The 15,201-nt window shown below is 62.7% G+C and carries 14 protein-coding genes; 6 read left to right on the top strand and 8 right to left on the bottom strand.

Annotated elements, in window-relative coordinates:
• Nucleotides 1-36 precede the first annotated feature (36 nt).
• The 4 genes from AX756_RS17615 (at nucleotide 37) to AX756_RS17600 (ending at nucleotide 4,618) form a co-directional block, all read left to right on the top strand.
• The gene (locus AX756_RS17615; RefSeq protein ID WP_068314782.1) at nucleotides 37-1,545 is read left to right on the top strand and encodes a sugar ABC transporter ATP-binding protein; all 1,509 of its coding nucleotides are present in this window, start codon (nucleotides 37-39) and stop codon (nucleotides 1,543-1,545) included.
• Nucleotides 1,538-2,539, top strand: a complete 1,002-nt coding sequence (locus AX756_RS17610; protein WP_068314785.1) for an ABC transporter permease — start codon at nucleotides 1,538-1,540, stop codon at nucleotides 2,537-2,539. The genes AX756_RS17615 and AX756_RS17610 overlap by 8 nt, the downstream gene beginning before the upstream one ends.
• Before the next feature lie 42 nt (nucleotides 2,540-2,581).
• Entirely contained in the window at nucleotides 2,582-3,529 is a 948-nt protein-coding gene (locus tag AX756_RS17605; protein ID WP_068314673.1) for an ABC transporter substrate-binding protein, read from the top strand.
• Between the two features lie 357 nt (nucleotides 3,530-3,886).
• The gene (locus AX756_RS17600) at nucleotides 3,887-4,618 is read left to right on the top strand and encodes a lysophospholipid acyltransferase family protein (protein WP_068314659.1); all 732 of its coding nucleotides are present in this window, start codon (nucleotides 3,887-3,889) and stop codon (nucleotides 4,616-4,618) included.
• On the opposite strand, the gene AX756_RS17595 is transcribed toward AX756_RS17600, so the two are convergent.
• Nucleotides 4,615-4,854, bottom strand: a complete 240-nt coding sequence (locus AX756_RS17595) for an Lrp/AsnC ligand binding domain-containing protein (RefSeq protein WP_068314656.1) — start codon at nucleotides 4,852-4,854, stop codon at nucleotides 4,615-4,617. The two genes, AX756_RS17600 and AX756_RS17595, sit on opposite strands and share 4 nt — an antisense overlap.
• A 185-nt stretch (nucleotides 4,855-5,039) precedes the next feature.
• Between AX756_RS17595 and AX756_RS17590 the strand changes: the two genes are divergently transcribed.
• Nucleotides 5,040-6,254, top strand: a complete 1,215-nt coding sequence (locus AX756_RS17590) for an acyl-CoA dehydrogenase (RefSeq protein ID WP_068314653.1) — start codon at nucleotides 5,040-5,042, stop codon at nucleotides 6,252-6,254.
• A gap of 73 nt (nucleotides 6,255-6,327) precedes the next feature.
• Here AX756_RS17590 and AX756_RS17585 read toward each other — a convergent pair whose 3' ends face one another.
• From AX756_RS17585 to AX756_RS17555, 7 genes are all read right to left on the bottom strand, one after another.
• The gene (locus tag AX756_RS17585) at nucleotides 6,328-7,272 is read right to left on the bottom strand and encodes an aldo/keto reductase (RefSeq protein WP_068314650.1); all 945 of its coding nucleotides are present in this window, start codon (nucleotides 7,270-7,272) and stop codon (nucleotides 6,328-6,330) included.
• 181 nt (nucleotides 7,273-7,453) lie between these two features.
• Nucleotides 7,454-7,837, bottom strand: coding sequence for a Na+/H+ antiporter subunit G (locus AX756_RS17580; RefSeq protein WP_068314647.1), 384 nt, complete (start codon nucleotides 7,835-7,837; stop codon nucleotides 7,454-7,456).
• A 9-nt stretch (nucleotides 7,838-7,846) separates the two neighbouring features.
• A complete protein-coding gene (locus tag AX756_RS17575; RefSeq protein ID WP_068314646.1) occupies nucleotides 7,847-8,116 on the bottom strand; it encodes a K+/H+ antiporter subunit F in 270 nt (89 codons plus the stop codon).
• Entirely contained in the window at nucleotides 8,113-8,616 is a 504-nt protein-coding gene (locus AX756_RS17570; RefSeq protein ID WP_068314643.1) for a Na+/H+ antiporter subunit E, read from the bottom strand. The genes AX756_RS17575 and AX756_RS17570 overlap by 4 nt, the downstream gene beginning before the upstream one ends.
• Nucleotides 8,617-8,619: 3 nt before the next feature.
• A complete protein-coding gene (locus AX756_RS17565; RefSeq protein ID WP_068314641.1) occupies nucleotides 8,620-10,155 on the bottom strand; it encodes a monovalent cation/H+ antiporter subunit D in 1,536 nt (511 codons plus the stop codon).
• Nucleotides 10,152-10,568, bottom strand: a complete 417-nt coding sequence (locus AX756_RS17560; protein ID WP_082739169.1) for a Na+/H+ antiporter subunit C — start codon at nucleotides 10,566-10,568, stop codon at nucleotides 10,152-10,154. Before AX756_RS17560 ends, AX756_RS17565 begins: the two co-directional genes overlap by 4 nt.
• Nucleotide 10,569: 1 nt before the next feature.
• Complete coding sequence (locus AX756_RS17555; protein WP_068314638.1) at nucleotides 10,570-13,470, bottom strand: monovalent cation/H+ antiporter subunit A; 2,901 nt, start codon at nucleotides 13,468-13,470, stop codon at nucleotides 10,570-10,572.
• 632 nt (nucleotides 13,471-14,102) lie between these two features.
• Here AX756_RS17555 and AX756_RS17550 point away from each other — a divergent pair.
• Nucleotides 14,103-15,065: a TAXI family TRAP transporter solute-binding subunit gene (locus tag AX756_RS17550; RefSeq protein WP_068314636.1), complete on the top strand. Its 963-nt coding sequence runs from the start codon at nucleotides 14,103-14,105 to the stop codon at nucleotides 15,063-15,065.
• Nucleotides 15,066-15,201: the final 136 nt, after the last annotated feature.

Here is a 15,201-nt window from a genome sequence, read left to right as displayed (position 1 = left end):
AACGCCGCAATACAATCGGAACCGCCGCAGGCAGAGATGTCTGCGGCCCCCATACTCGCGCTGCGCAATGTGCAGCGCTCCTTCGGCCCGATCCAGATCCTTTTCGATATCTCGATCGAGCTGCATCCGGGCGAGGTCCATGCCCTGATCGGCGAGAACGGCGCCGGCAAATCGACCGCGATGAAGATCATGTCGGGCTATCTGGAAGCCTCCGCCGGAGAGATCATTCTGGATGGCGCGCCCGTCACCTTCGCCCGCTCGCGCGAGGCCGAGGCGCGCGGCGTGACCCTCATCCACCAGGAATTCAACCTCGCGCAACTTCTGAGCGTGGAGCAGAACATCTTCCTCGGCCATGAGCTGAAGAAGGGCTGGCTGCTCGATCACGCCACGATGCGCGCGCAGACCCGCGATCTGCTCGACCGGCTCGAAACCCCGCTCGATCCGAGGTCCAAGACCGCCGACATTTCCGTGCCCGAAAAGCAGATGGTCGAGATCGCCAAGGCGCTCTCGCGCAAGGCGCGGGTGCTGATCATGGACGAGCCGACCGCCGCGCTGACCACGCGCGAGACGGAAGTGCTGTTCCGTCAGATCGACCGGCTCAAGGAAGAGGGCACCGCGATCCTCTATACCTCGCACAAGCTGGACGAGGTGGCCCGTATCGCCGACCGGATCACGGTCATGCGCGACGGGCACATCGTGCGAACGGCAAAGCGGGGCGAGCTCAACGAAGACCAGATGGCCGAGGCGATGGTCGGGCGCGACCTCTCCGACATGTTCCCGCCCAAACGCCCGGCCGAAGGCGCCGAACCGGTTCTGGAGGTGAAGAATCTCACCATCGGAACGCTCGTGAAGGACGTTTCCTTTACCCTTGCACGGGGCGAGATCCTTGGCTTTGCCGGGCTCGTCGGGTCCGGCCGGACCGAGCTGATGGAGGGGCTTTTCGGCGTTCGTCTCTCCACCGGCTCGGTCGCGATCAATGGCAAGCCGGTGCGCATCCACAATGCCGAGGATGCGATGAAGGCGGGGCTTGTCTACCTGCCGGAGGACCGCAAGGAAAACGGGCTGATCCTGACGCAGGACATGCGGCGTAACCTGACGTTGCTGGCGCTCAAGAAGTTCTCGAACATCGTGATCGACCGCAAGGCAGAGGAAGCTGCGCTCGACAAGGCAATCGTGGAGTTCGACATCCGCGCGCCCTCGCGCGATGTGCTGGTGGGCAACATGTCGGGCGGCAACCAGCAGAAGGTTCTGCTGGCAAAGATCATGCTGGCCGATCCGCAGATCGTCATCATCGACGAGCCAACCCGCGGCATCGATGTCGGCACAAAGCAGCAATTCTACACCTTCATCCACAAGCTCGCGGAGGCGGGCCACTCGGTGATCGTCATCTCTTCGGAGATGACGGAAGTGATCGGGCTTTGCGATCGTGTCTGTGTCATGCGGCGCGGTCGGATCGAGGGCGAGGTGACGGGGCAGGATGTCAACGAGGACGTGATCGTGCGCCTCGCAATGGGACTGGAAAAAAAGGGCAATGGCCATGACTGATACGACCGGCAATGCCCCGGGCAAGGGCGGGTTCAAATTCGACATCCAGGCGCTCGGGCCGATCCTGGCGCTCGTTGTCCTGATCGTGATCGGCTACCTGCTGAACCCCGATTTCCTCGCCTCCAAGAACATCACCAACGTGCTTTCGCGCTCGGCCTTCATCGGCATCATGGCCGTCGGCATGACCTTCGTGATCACAGCCGGCGGGCTCGACCTCTCTGTCGGATCGATGACCGCCTTCATTGCCGGCATCATGATCATGGTCATGAACGCGCTCATCCCCGCGCTTGGCACCGGATGGGGGGTGATCCTTATCGGTATGGGAACGGGGCTGATGCTCGGCGCGTTTGCCGGCGCGGTGAACGGGTTGCTGATCACCCGAATGGGGATCGAGGCCTTCATCGTGACGCTGGGCATGATGGTGATCTTTCGCAGCCTTGTCACATGGATGGCCGATGGGGGCACCATCTCGCTGAATTTCTCGATCGGCTCGATCTATGAGCCGGTCTATTACGGCGGGCTGTTCGGGATCCGCTGGCCGATCATCGTCTTTGCCGTGGTCGCCATTCTCGGCGAGATCGCCATGCGTCACACAGCCTATGGCCGCCATTGCGCCGCCATCGGCTCCAACGAGCAGGTCGCGCGTTACTCGGCGGTGCATGTCAAGAATGTCCGCCTGATGACCTATGTCGTACTCGGGATCCTGGTGGGCCTGGCCTCCGTGCTCTACGTGCCGCGGCTCGGCTCGGCCTCCAACTCCACCGGGCTGCTGTGGGAGCTGGAGACCATCGCGGCGGTCATCATCGGCGGCACGCTGTTGTCGGGTGGTTTCGGGCGCGTCTGGGGCACCGTGGTCGGTGTCCTGATCCTCGGGCTGATCGACAATATTCTCAATCTCACGGACCTTGTGAGCCCCTATCTCAACGGGGCGATCCAGGGCGTGATCATCATTCTGGCGGTTGTGCTTCAGCGCGCCAGGAAGTCATCCCGCTGACGGGAAGAGTGCCCCGTCGCGGGGCAATTAGGGAGGAAGACCATGAAAATGAAACATCTCTTCGGCGCCACGGCGATTGCGACCGTTATGGCCGCGGGCGTGGCGATGGCCGCTGACGCAATCATCGGCGTATCCATTCCGGCTGCGACCCATGGCTGGGCCGGTGGCATGAACTTCCACGCCAAGGAAGCGATCAAGCGCCTTGAGGACACCTATCCGGAGCTCGACTTCGTGCTCTCGACCGCGTCCGATCCGGCCAAGCAGGTCAACGATATCGAGGACATGATGGCCACGCGCAATATCGACGCGCTGGTCGTGCTGCCCTTCGAATCCGAGCCGCTGACCGCGCCCGTGAAGCGCGTGAAGGATAGCGGCGCCTGGGTGACTGTGATCGACCGCGGCCTGAGCGAAGACGGCATCGAAGACCTCTACGTGGCCGGCGACAACCCAGGCTTCGGCTACACGTCCGGCATGTTCTTCAAAGAAATGATGCCCGATGGCGGCAAGATCGTCGTTTTGCGCGGCATCCCGACAACCATCGACAACGAGCGGGTCGAGGGCTTCCAGGCGGCGATCGAAGGCTCCGGCATCGAGATCCTCGGCATGGAGCACGGCAACTGGAACCGTGACGACGCCTTCACCGTGATGCAGGACTTCCTGTCCAAGTATCCGGAAATCGACGCCGTGTGGGCGTCTGACGACGACATGGCCATCGGTGTTCTGGGCGCCATGAAGGAAGCGGACCGCATGGACGAGATGTGGGTGCTCGGCGGCGCTGGCATGAAGGAGATGATCAAGCGCGTGGCCGATGGCGACGCAACGATCAAGGCCAACGTGACTTATCCGCCCTCGATGTCCGCCACCGCCATTGAAATGACGGCGCTGAACTTCGTCTCCAACGCCCCGGTCTCCGGCAAGTTCGTGATCGGCTCGGTTCTGATCACCAAGGAGAATGCCGAGAAATTCTACTATCCGGACAGCCCGTTCTGATCGCGTAGAAATTTCGAGGGACAGCAGCAAGGAGCGCCCGGCGGTTTCGCCGGGCGCTTTCCTGTTCCGGCAACCACCGCCTCACGCGCGAACGATCCTGCGGGTTGTACCTCCGGCAGAGGTATTTGTGGAAAGATGAAATCAGGGCATCGCGTCTCATCATCTGTTCCCAAATATCCTGGGGGGAGCGCTCGAAAGAGCGCGGGGGGCAAAGCCCCCATTCCGATCGTCGAAATAGGCTGCCTCGCCGGATCGCCTTGCTTGACAGGCACACGGAAACGCGAGACAGCCTCTGTCAACTCGGATGCGACCGAAGGAGCTTCTTCCCGCCCGTTGCCCGGATCGGAAGGGGACACCTTGTTCACATTTCTCAAGCGTCTGGCGCTGCTCATTGTCGGCCCGGCGCTTTTTCTCTTTATCTGCCTCGCCCCCCGGTTCTGCGAGAAACGGCGCGGTTTCCGGGGCTGGTATTGGAGGCTTGTGCCGCGAGCCTGCGGTTGGCTGCTGTGGTTCCTCGAGATCCGAGTGGAGATCAGCACGACCGCGGTTGCACGTATGGCCGCCGACGAGAATTCGATCTTTGCCGTCAACCACCGCAGCCATCTCGATGGCTTCGCGCTGCTATCCAGTGTGCCATCCGGAAAATGGGTGACATTCGGTGCCAAGAAGGAGTTTTTTTCCAACTTCTTCGTTGGGAGGGGGTTCCGGGCCGCCGGTCTGGTCTCCATCGACCGCGCCCGCGGCAGCGATGCGCGCCGGCATCTGGCCGAAGCCGTCGCCGCCATGCCGCCACGCCGGTCGTTGATCCTCTTTCCCGAGGGAACCCGCAGCGGCGAGGAAGGGCTGGCGCCGCTGAAGGCGGGTGTGGTCTTGGTGGCAAGGGAGACGGGGCGGAGCATTCGGCCGGTGGTCATATCCGGCTCGGACCGCCTGTTGCCGCGCAACAGGAAAATGCCAAGGCCCGGCGTGATCCGGATCGATGTGCTGGAAAGCTTCCACTGCGACCCGGAGGCGGAGGTCGATTCCGATCTGGAGCGGCTCCATGGGGAAATGTCGCGCGCCTATGCGGCGCTGCAGGCGCAGAGTTAAAAGGCGCGGAAGGTCATCGTCGTGAGCGTGCGCTGGACGTTCGGGATGCAGGCAACATTCTCGTTGATGAAATGGCCCACATCGGCGCCTTCGGGCACGTAGAGCTTGAGCAGCAGGTCATATTCGCCCGAGGTCGAGAACAGTTCCGAGTGGATTTCCCGCAGCGCGATGGCATCGGCCACCTCGTAGGTGGTTCCAGGGGCACAACGGATCTGGATGAAGACGCAGTTGTTCATTTCACTCCTCGCGTGTTTTGCCTCGGAACTGCTAGCACAGCGCCACGTCGGGCGCAGCTTAAAACCGGGTCCCCGCCTGCCTCTTTGCGGGACATTCTCTTGCGTGAAAAGAGCGGCATGGAAACCCGCAAGCTTTGGCCGTAAGCACGAGGGGTTCGGATTTGCCAGCAGAGGGATGAGGAGACATGGCGAGCAATACCCCGGAGACCGCACGCGCACGCCCCGCGGAACTGCAATGGCAGGACCCGTTCCTGCTCGATGAGCAGCTCAGCGAGGAAGAGCGCATGATCCGCGACGCCGCCCATGCCTATTGCCAGGACGGTCTGGCGCGGCGGGTGCTGGAGGCGAACCGGCACGAGATCTTTCACCGCGAGATCATGACGGAGCTGGGCGAGCTGGGTTTGCTGGGCTGCACGATCCCGGAGGAATATGGCGGGGCAGGGACGAATTACACCTCCTACGGGCTGGTCGCGCGCGAGGTGGAGCGAGTCGATTCGGGCTATCGCTCGGCGATGTCGGTGCAAAGCTCGCTGGTGATGCACCCGATCTTTGCCTATGGCACCGAGGAGCAGCGGCAGAAATACCTGCCGAAGCTTGCCACTGGCGAGCTGGTCGGCTGTTTCGGGCTGACCGAGCCGGATCATGGCTCCGACCCCGGCGGCATGGTCACGCGCGCCAAACCGACCGATGGCGGTTACCTTCTGTCGGGCTCCAAGAACTGGATCACCAATTCGCCCATCGCCGATATCTGCGTTGTCTGGGCCAAGTCCGAAGCCCATGGCGGCAAGATCAAGGGATTCCTGCTGGAGCGTGGCATGAAGGGGCTGGAGACGCCCAAGATCGAAGGCAAGTTCTCGCTCCGCGCTTCCGTCACCGGCATGATCATGATGGACGAGGTTTTCGTCCCCGAGGAAAACCTGCTGCCGGAAATCAGCGGTCTGGCCGGCCCGTTCGGCTGTCTGAACCGAGCGCGTTACGGAATCGCATGGGGCGCATTGGGCGCGGCGGAGGCCTGCTGGCACATGGCGCGGGACTACACGCTTGACCGCAAGCAATTCGGTCGGCCGCTCGCCGCCAACCAGCTGATCCAGAAGAAGCTCGCGGACATGCAGACCGAAATCGCGCTTGGGCTCCAAGGCGTGCTGCGGCTGGGCCGGCTGATGGACGAACACCGCGCCCCGGGAGAGCTTGTGTCGATGATGAAGCGCAACAATTGCGGCAAGTCGCTGGCCATCGCCCGCGAGGCGCGCGACATGCTCGGTGGCAACGGGATCTCGGATGAATATGGCGTGATCCGCCACGTGATGAACCTCGAAGCGGTCAACACCTACGAGGGCACGCATGACATCCACGCGCTGATCCTCGGCCGGGCGCAGACGGGGATTCAGGCCTTCGTTTGAGGCATCTGAGGACAGATCACCGGCGGCCCAATGAAGGCGGATCTTTCGCTATTTGGGCCGTCGGATAATCGCGTTATGTATTTGCGGCTTCTTCCAGCCGGCCTGTTGCGGGTTCGAGCGTCGGCGTTAGAGCCGTCAGCCGCGCGCGCAAGGCCGCATCCATTTCAAACCCGACCGCGGTCAGGGACGGTTTCAACTGGTCGAGCGAACGGGCGCTGATGATCGGCGCCGTCACGGCGGGATGGCTGGCCACCCATGCCACCGCAAGCGTTGCCGGGGACTGCCCCATCTCCTCTGCAAGATCGGTCAATGCCACGGCGACGTCGCGCATCCATTGTTCGCCATAGCGGATCTTGTAACTGGGATCGGTATCGAGCCGCCCGGTTGCGCCGCTGCGGTATTTCCCCGTCAGCAATCCGCCACCAAGCGGGGAATAGGGCGCGACCGCAATCTGCTGGTCTGCCGCCATCGGCAAAAGCTCCATCTCCGCCTGCCGTTTCACGAGGTTGTACATCGGCTGCAGAAGCGAGATTTCGAGATCGAAACGTTCGGCGACCGTGATCGCTTTCATGACCTGCCATGCCGCGAAATTGGAAACACCGATATAGCGGATCTTGCCCGCGTCTTTCAGGCCGGCCAAGGTCTCGAACGTCTCTTCGAGCGGTGTCTGTGCATCCCAGCGGTGGAGGTACAGACCATCCACGCATTCAAGCTTGTGCCGGCGGCAGCTCTCGTCGAATTGCGCCAGGATGTTTTGCCGCCCCGAGCCGCCAGACGAAGCGACCTTGCTTGCAAAGAAGACGGAGTCCCTTTCGCGCCGGACCATGTCTCCGAGCCATGTCTCCGAAAGCCCTTCGGAATAGCCATATGCCGTATCGAAGAAATTGATGCCGGCGTTCCGGCAGGCGGCGTACATTTCTTCCGAGGCCGCTCGGTCCGCCCCGATGCCGAACTGCATGGCGCCAAAGCAGAATGCGGAAATTCGGGTTCCATCCTGTGTCGTCAATTCGATCGCCATACCATGCTCCCAGACCGCTGCCAGTGATGGTTTTCTTCTGCCATCTTTGGGGGCGTGGAGTCGATCTGTCAGTTGTCGAAACGCCTGTTCCGGACTGAAAAATCCAAGGTAGAACCCACAGGCCGAACCTTGTCACCCCGCCAGAGCGTTTCGGTCCCTTCGGATAGCCCGAAGGGTGCCGTCACTTCGTGTCGATGGGCTGTTCCTCATCGCCGATCTCGTCATAGCCGGCCCAGCCATAGCCGCCGCCGGTCCGCGGCAGGTCCCGCTCCTTGACGTCACGATGCATATGGGCCTTGGCGACGAAATTCGCGGTGATGGGCGCGGTGATGAAGAGGAAAGCCGTGATCAGCAGCTCGTGATAGGAGACATCTCCCATGAACACGGCGAAATAGAGCATCGAGGCGATGAGCACACCGCCGACCCCCAGCGTCGTGGCCTTGGTGGGCGCATGCAGGCGGCGCATCGTGTCGTCGAGCTTGATCAGGCCGAAGCTGCCAAGCAGGCCGAACAGACCGCCGATGACCAGCATGAGGGAAATGACGATTTCGGCGAAAAGTTCCATCGCTTCCTCCTATTCGATGATGTTGCCGCGCAGGATGAAGCGGCAATAGGCGACGGTGGAGACGAAGCCAAACATGGCGATGAGCAGCGAGACTTCGAAATAGACCGCGGTCCCTTGCAAGATGCCATAGACATTGAGCAGTGCGATGGCGTTCACGACCAGCGTGTCGAGGGCGAGGATGCGGTCCACCACGCCGGGGGCAAAGCGGATCCGCCAGAGATTCAGTAGCATGCCGATCGAGAAGCAACCCGTGGCGAAGATCAGCGCGTAGTGGATCATTCGAAGATCTCCTTCAGCCGGCGTTCGTAGCGGTGCTTGATCTCGTCGCGCACCGCGTCAGGGTCGTCGGTATCGAGGCAATGCACCAGCAGGTGCTGGGCATCGGCCGAGAGCATGGCGGTGACGGTGCCGGGCGTCATGGTGATGGTTCCGGCGAGCACGGTGATGGCCTCCGGCGAGCGCAGGTCCAGTGGCACGACGATCCATTGGCTGTGCGTGTTCGCGTTGGTCTTGAACAGGATGATCCGGGCCACCGCGACATTGGCCACGCAGATATCCCACAGCACCAGCAGGATATACTGGGCCGCTTTGATCGGGCGGGCGACCTTGGGCCGGTTGGGCCAGAAGGGCTGGGTGATGCCGGGGATCAGCACGCCGAGGATCAGGCCCAGAACGACATTGCCGACGGTCAGGTTGTTGACCAGCAGCAGCCAGATCAAAAGCAGGAAGAATGTCAGCTGCGGGTGGGGGAAGAGGCGATCGAGGATCTTGCGGATCATGGCTCAGTGCTCCCCGGACTGCGGGCCAAGGACGGCCTCGATATAGCGGTCGGGCTCCAGCAATTGCGCGGCCGTGTCGGACAGGACCGCCGTGACCGGCCCGGCGGCGATGGTCAGCAGCACCAGCAGCGCAAACGGAACGAAACTGGCGGTGATCGCAAGCGACCGGATCGGGTGGGCGGCGACGGGGTTGCCGTCGGGGTCGAGATTTTCGGGATTGGCAAAGCCCGGATCGAGCGGTTTCCAGAAATAGCGGCTGCCGCGCATGGCGAACCCGACGATGACCAGCAGCGAGGTGCCAAGGATCATGCTCCAGATCAGCGCCATCTGGGGCGCATCGCGGCTCGCATCGAGGATGAGCAGCTTGCCGACGAAACCCGAAAGCGGCGGCATGCCGGCGACGGCAATGGCGGCGGCAAAGAACAATGCGGCAACCAACCCGCCGGGCGCGCGGATCGTCGGGCCCTGGCTGTCGGCCACGAGGTCGAGCACGAGGAAGAGCGCGGCGGCGGCGAAGGTGGAGTGGAGCAGGTAAAACAGCGCCGCCGTCAGCCCGGTTTGGGTGCCGATGGAGAGCGCGATCAGCAGCGTGCCCATCGAGGCCAGCACCGAGAAGGAAGCGAGCCGTGGCAATTGCTTGGCCCCGAGCACCCCGATGGCGCCAAAGAACAGCGTCAGCAGGCCGGCGGGCAGCAGCAGGTCGAGGAAGAATGTGCCAATGGCCGCGCTTTCGGGCGAGAAGACCAGCGAATACATCCGCAGGATCGCGTAGGCGCCGACCTTGGTCATGATGGCGAAGAAGGCGGCGACGGGCGCAGGCGCGTTTGAATAGGTGCCAGGCAGCCAGAATTGCAGCGGAAAGGCCGCGGCCTTGATGCCAAAGACGATGAGCAGAATCATGGCGCCGGTACGCAGCAGCGCCTGGTCGCCCGGGTCCAGCTCGCGCACGCGCAGGGCCATGTCGGCCATGTTGAGCGTTCCGGTGACCGCGTAGAGCGTGCCCATGGCGAACAGGAACAGCGTCGAGCCGGCGAGGTTCATCACCACATATTGCAGCCCGGCCCTGAGCCGGATTCCGCCGCCGGCATGGATCATCAGGCCATAGGAGGCGATGAGCAGGATCTCGAAGAAGACGAAGAGGTTGAAGGCGTCGCCGGTCAGGAAGGCACCGTTCACGCCCATGACCTGAAAGGCGAAAAGGGCGTGGAAATGCCAGCCGCGCGTGTCCCATCCGGAGCCGGCCACATAGAGGATGACGCCCGCGGCCAATAGCGAGGTGAGCAGCAGCATCATCGCCGAAAGCCGGTCCAGCACCAACACGATGCCGAAGGGCGGCACCCAGTCGCCGAGCTGGTAGGTGTGGATCGTGCCGTCCAGCGTCGAGATGAACAGCCCCGCCGAGATGGCGATCAACGCCACCGTGGCGGCCAGCGAGAAGACCCGCTGCAGGACCACGTCGTGACGCATCGCCATGGCCATGACGGCGGCCATCATCGCGGGCATGACGACGGGCAGGATTATCCAGTGATTGGGGCTCATCCGAAATCCCCCTTCGGCGCTTCGAGGCCCGGATCGCGCGGGTCCTGTTCCCACGGAATCTCGTCGGGATCGAGGTCGAGATCGTTCGGATCGCGCCGCAGGTCGATATGGTCGATATCGGATTCCAGGTAGGCGCCGAGCGCGATCAGCACCGCCACCGCCGTCATGCCGAAGGAGATCACGATGGCTGTCAGCACCAGCGCCTGGGGGAGGGGGTCGGTATAGTTTTCGACACCGGGAGTGTAGATCGGCGGCATGTCGATGGCCAGCCGGCCCGAGGCGAAGAGGAACAGGTTGACCGAATAGGTCAGCAGCGCGGTTCCGATAATGACCGAGAAGGTCCGGCGGCGCAGGATCAGGTAGACCCCGCCGGCTGTCTGCAACCCGATCACGATGGCAAGAAGGGCTTCCATCTCAGCGCTCCTCCCCGGTGGTTCTGACGTTTCGAACGTGGCCTTCTTCGAAGGGGTCGACCGTGGAGGGGTCGTAATCCATCGGCGAGACGTTCACCGATTCCCCGGTGCGACGGGCAATGCGCGAGAGCGAGTAGATCGCCAGCATCACCGCGCCGACCACGGTAAGGAAGACGCCGAGGTCGAAGGCCATCGCCGTGGCCAGCTCGAACTCCTCGATGGGGGGCAGGTGGACATAGCCGAAATCCGAGGTGAGGAAGGGGAAACCGTTGAACCAGGCGCCGATCCCGGTGATGCCTGCGATCAGCACGCCCCAGCCGATGAAGGCGTGATAGGGGAACTGTATCCGGTCGCTCGCCCAGGCGAAGCCCGAGGCCATGTATTGCATCAACAGCGCGATGGCGACCACGAGACCGGCGATGAAGCCGCCGCCCGGATCGTTATGCCCGCGCAGGAAGATATAGACGCCCACCATGAGCGAGGTCGGCATCATCATCCGGGTCGCGACGACCATCATCAGCGGGTGGCGGTCCTTGGAGTAGCGCATCTCGTGGATCCAGTTGGCCAGCTTGCGGCTGGCCCGGCCATCCATCAGCGCCTCTTCCAGCGCGAAGATCAGCAGTGCTGCGATGCCGAGCACAATGATCTCGCCGAACGTATCGTAGCCACGGAAGTCCACCAGGATCACGTTGACCACGTTGGTGCCGCCGCCATCGGGCTTGGCGTGCTTGAGGTAATAGCCGGAAATCGTCTCGAAATCGCGGGTCATCAACGCCCAGGAGAGCGCCGCGACGGCTAGACCCGCCGCCCCGGCGATGGTTGCGTCGCGGGAGCGCCGCGACCAACTCGACTCGCGCGGCGTATGCTTGGGCAGGAAGTGCAGCGCCAGCAGCATGAGGATCAGCGTGACCACCTCGACCGTGACCTGCGTCATGGCGAGGTCGGGCGCGGAGAGGCGCACGAAGATCACCGAAACGATCAGCCCGTTGATCCCGATCAGCACCAGCACCAGCAGACGCGAGCGGTGATAGTTCATGATCGCCATGGTGGAGGCGATCAACAGGATCGTCCCGATGTAATCCACCAGCGTTGGCGCGATCATCTCGCGCGTGCCCGGGGTGTGGCTGCCCGAGACATAGGCAAAGAGCCCGAGCGCAACCGTGGTCGCGCCGAATATGGCGAGGAACTTGGTCAGGCGGCCGTCATGCAGGTTGTTGGAGATGCGGCCCAGGGTGCGATGCAGGAACATCACCAGCGCGTCGAACATGCGCTTGGCGTCGGGCTTGGGCGTGGCCACCCAGATCCGCTCCAGCGGTGTGAAGAAATAGAACACGGCGAGACCGCCGAGCGTAGCGATGGCACTCATGCCGAGCGCCGGGGTGAAGCCGTGCCAGATCTTGAGCTTGTGCAGGTGCAGGTGCTCCTGCGTGATCGCATCGGCCACCACGTTCAGGAACCCGCCGACAACGGCCTGCGGGATCACCCCGATCACGACGACCATCGCCGCCAGCAGCGCGGGCGCGGCCCACATGCCGAAGGGCGGGTCATGCGGATGCGAGGGGTAGTCCGTCCGCTCCGGCCCAAGGAAGACGTGACCAATGTAGCGGAAGGAATAGGCAGCCGAAAACAGCCCGCCGAGCGTCGCCAGAACCGGCACCAGCCAGGGATTGCCGAGCCAGGAGGTGTGCGCGGCCTCCTCCAGCATCAGCTCCTTGGACAGGAAGCCGTTGAAGAAGGGCAGGCCCGCCATGGAGAGCGACGTGATGATCGCGAGCGTGGCCGTGATCGGCATAAGCACCCGCAAGCCCCCGAGCCGCTTGATCGAGCGCGTATGGGCCTCGTGATCGACAATGCCGGCGGTCATGAACAGCGCGGCCTTGAAGATCGTGTGGTTGATGATGTGAAACGCCGCCGCCGTCGCCGCCGCCGTGGTGCCGAAGCCCAGCAGCATGGTGATGAGCCCGAGGTGGCTGACCGTCGAATAGGCCAGCAGCGCCTTCAGGTCGTCCTTGAAAATGGCGATCTTTGCGCCGACCAGCATGGTGATGAGGCCGGTCGTCGCCACCAGGTAGAACCACAGATCGGTCCCCGCGAAAACGGGCCAGAGCCGCGCCATCAGGAACAGCCCCGCCTTCACCATCGTCGCCGAGTGCAGATAGGCCGAAACCGGCGTCGGGGCGGCCATCGCGTGCGGCAGCCAGAACTGGAACGGGAACTGCGCCGACTTGGTAAAGGCGCCGAGCAGGATCAGGATCAGCATCGGCGCCAGATAGGGCGAGGCAAGGACCTCTTCACGTTTGGTCAGAATGACGGACAGGTCATAGGATCCTGCCGCATTGCCCAGCAACAACATGCCCCCGATCAGGGCCAGCCCGCCCAGCCCGGTCACCGCGAGCGCCATTCGCGCGCCCTGACGGCCCGCCCTCGTATGTTTCCAATAGCCGATGAGCAGGAAGGAGGAGAGCGAGGTCAGTTCCCAGAAAATCACCATCATCAGGATGTTGTCGGACAGAACGATGCCCAGCATCGCCCCCTGGAACAGCATCAGGTAGGTGTAGAATTGCCCCATCGGGTCTTCGCGGCTCAGGTAGAAGCGCGCATAGAGGATGATCAGAAGCCCGATCCCGAGGATCATCATGGCAAAGAGCAGCCCCAGCCCGTCCAGCCGGAAATTGGCGTTCAGCCCCAGCATCGGCATCCAGTCGATGCGATAGACCACGACCTCGCCGCGCCAGATGACGGTGGAATGGATCATCAGCAGGATCAGTGCCGACAGCGTCGCCCATCCGGCCGACAGCGCACAGGCATTACGCCCAACGCGGATCATCAATCCCGGGAACAACGCGCCGATAAATGGCAATGCCGCGATCAATGCGAGTGTCGCATCCGACTGCTCTGTCACTTTCTCCCCCTGTCTTCACGCCTTTTGTCGGCCTTTTTCACGCCCGGGCCAGTGACCGCCGCAACACGTTGCAAAAATATGTAGGTAGTTCAGCCCAAAAGAGCAAATGAAACGCTTGGCAGGTCTTGGGAACCGGCCAATCTGCCGGGCGCGCACCCGAAACGGTCGAAAGCCGACAACCGCCCGGTTGCGCAAAATTTTTCCTTTTCAGTCACCTGCGGCGGCAACCTGATGTGCAGACGGCGCGGCGGCGGGGCCGCGGTCGAGAGGTTTGGTGCCTGTTTTTTGTGCATTTGCTTTCCTGCGACCATATGGAGCGGCTGGCGGAGATCGGCAGGCGCGGGGGCGCTCGAGGCTCGACCCGCGCGGAGACCAGATGTCGTGTCCGGTCGCTCCGGAACGGCTCAAAGGCATATCGGCAAGATTTAATCGTTCCAAATCTGGCCGGTTTCCGCCGCCCTCATAGGGGTTTACCCAAGGTCAAAAAGGTCGCAATTTTCCGCCGCCGAGCCGCGCCAGGCGGCTCTCTGCGAACAAATTACCGCGCCCGGTTGACTTGACGTTCTTCAATCACTCGTTTCAACCTCCGGCAGGCCGCGATCTGCTGCGGCTCTTCGACAGGGAGACATCATATGAACAGACATCTCGTCGGCGCACTGGTCGCCGCCACCACCGCCCTCTCCGGCGCTGCAGCCTTTGCGGACGAATTCATCTCCATCGGCACCGGTGGTGTGACCGGCGTCTACTACCCCACTGGTGGCGCGATCTGCCGCCTCGTGAACAAGGACCGCAAGGAGCACGGCATCCGCTGCGCCGTCGAATCCACCGGCGGTTCGGTCTACAACATCAACACGATCAAGCAGGGTGAGCTGGAATTCGGCGTCGCCCAGTCCGACTGGCAATACCACGCGCTGAACGGCACCTCCAAGTTCGAGGGCAACGCCTTCCCCGAGCTGCGCGCCATGTTCTCAGTCCATCCCGAACCCTTTACGCTGCTGGTTCGCGGCGACAGCGGCATCGAGAAATTCGAAGACATCAAGGGCAAGCGCGTGAACGTGGGTAACCCCGGTTCCGGCCAGCGCGCCACGATGGAAGTGGTCATGGCCGCCTTTGGCATCGGCATGGATGACCTTGGTCTCGCTACCGAGTTCAAGGGCGCCGAGATGGCCAAGGAGATCTGCGACAACAACATCGACGCGATGATCTACACCATCGGCCACCCGGCCGCTGCCATCAAGGAAGCCACCACCACCTGCGACGTGCGGCTCGTGGACGTGGTCGGCGAGCCGATCGACAAGCTCGTGTCCGAGAATTCCTACTACCGTGTCGCCACGATCCCCGCCGGCATGTATGCTGGTACCGATAAGGAAACCACGACCTTCGGTGTGGGCGCCACCTTCGTGACCTCTGCCGATGTTTCGGACGAAGTTGCCTATGTCGTCGCCAAGGCGGTGATGGAAAACCTCGACGCCTTCCGCGGCCTGCACCCGGCCTTCGCCAACCTCAAGGCCGAAGAAATGGTCAAGGACGGTCTCTCTGCCCCGCTGCACCCGGGCGCCGAGAAAGCCTACAAGGAACTTGGCCTGATCGAGTAAACCTCGTGGGTCCTTCCTGACATTTGCGGGGGCGCCGAACGTCGCGCGCCCCCGTATAAACGCAATTCAACGCGCAGAATCCGGCGACAGCTTTTCAGTATTTTGAAGGTATTTCCGGGGGAGACCCGCAACGCGG

The organism is Aliiruegeria sabulilitoris, assembly GCF_001558155.1.
Lineage (GTDB): Bacteria > Pseudomonadota > Alphaproteobacteria > Rhodobacterales > Rhodobacteraceae > Tropicimonas > Tropicimonas sabulilitoris.
The sequence above is the reverse complement of the archived record's forward strand: the minus strand, read 5'-3'. Positions and strand labels throughout refer to the sequence as shown.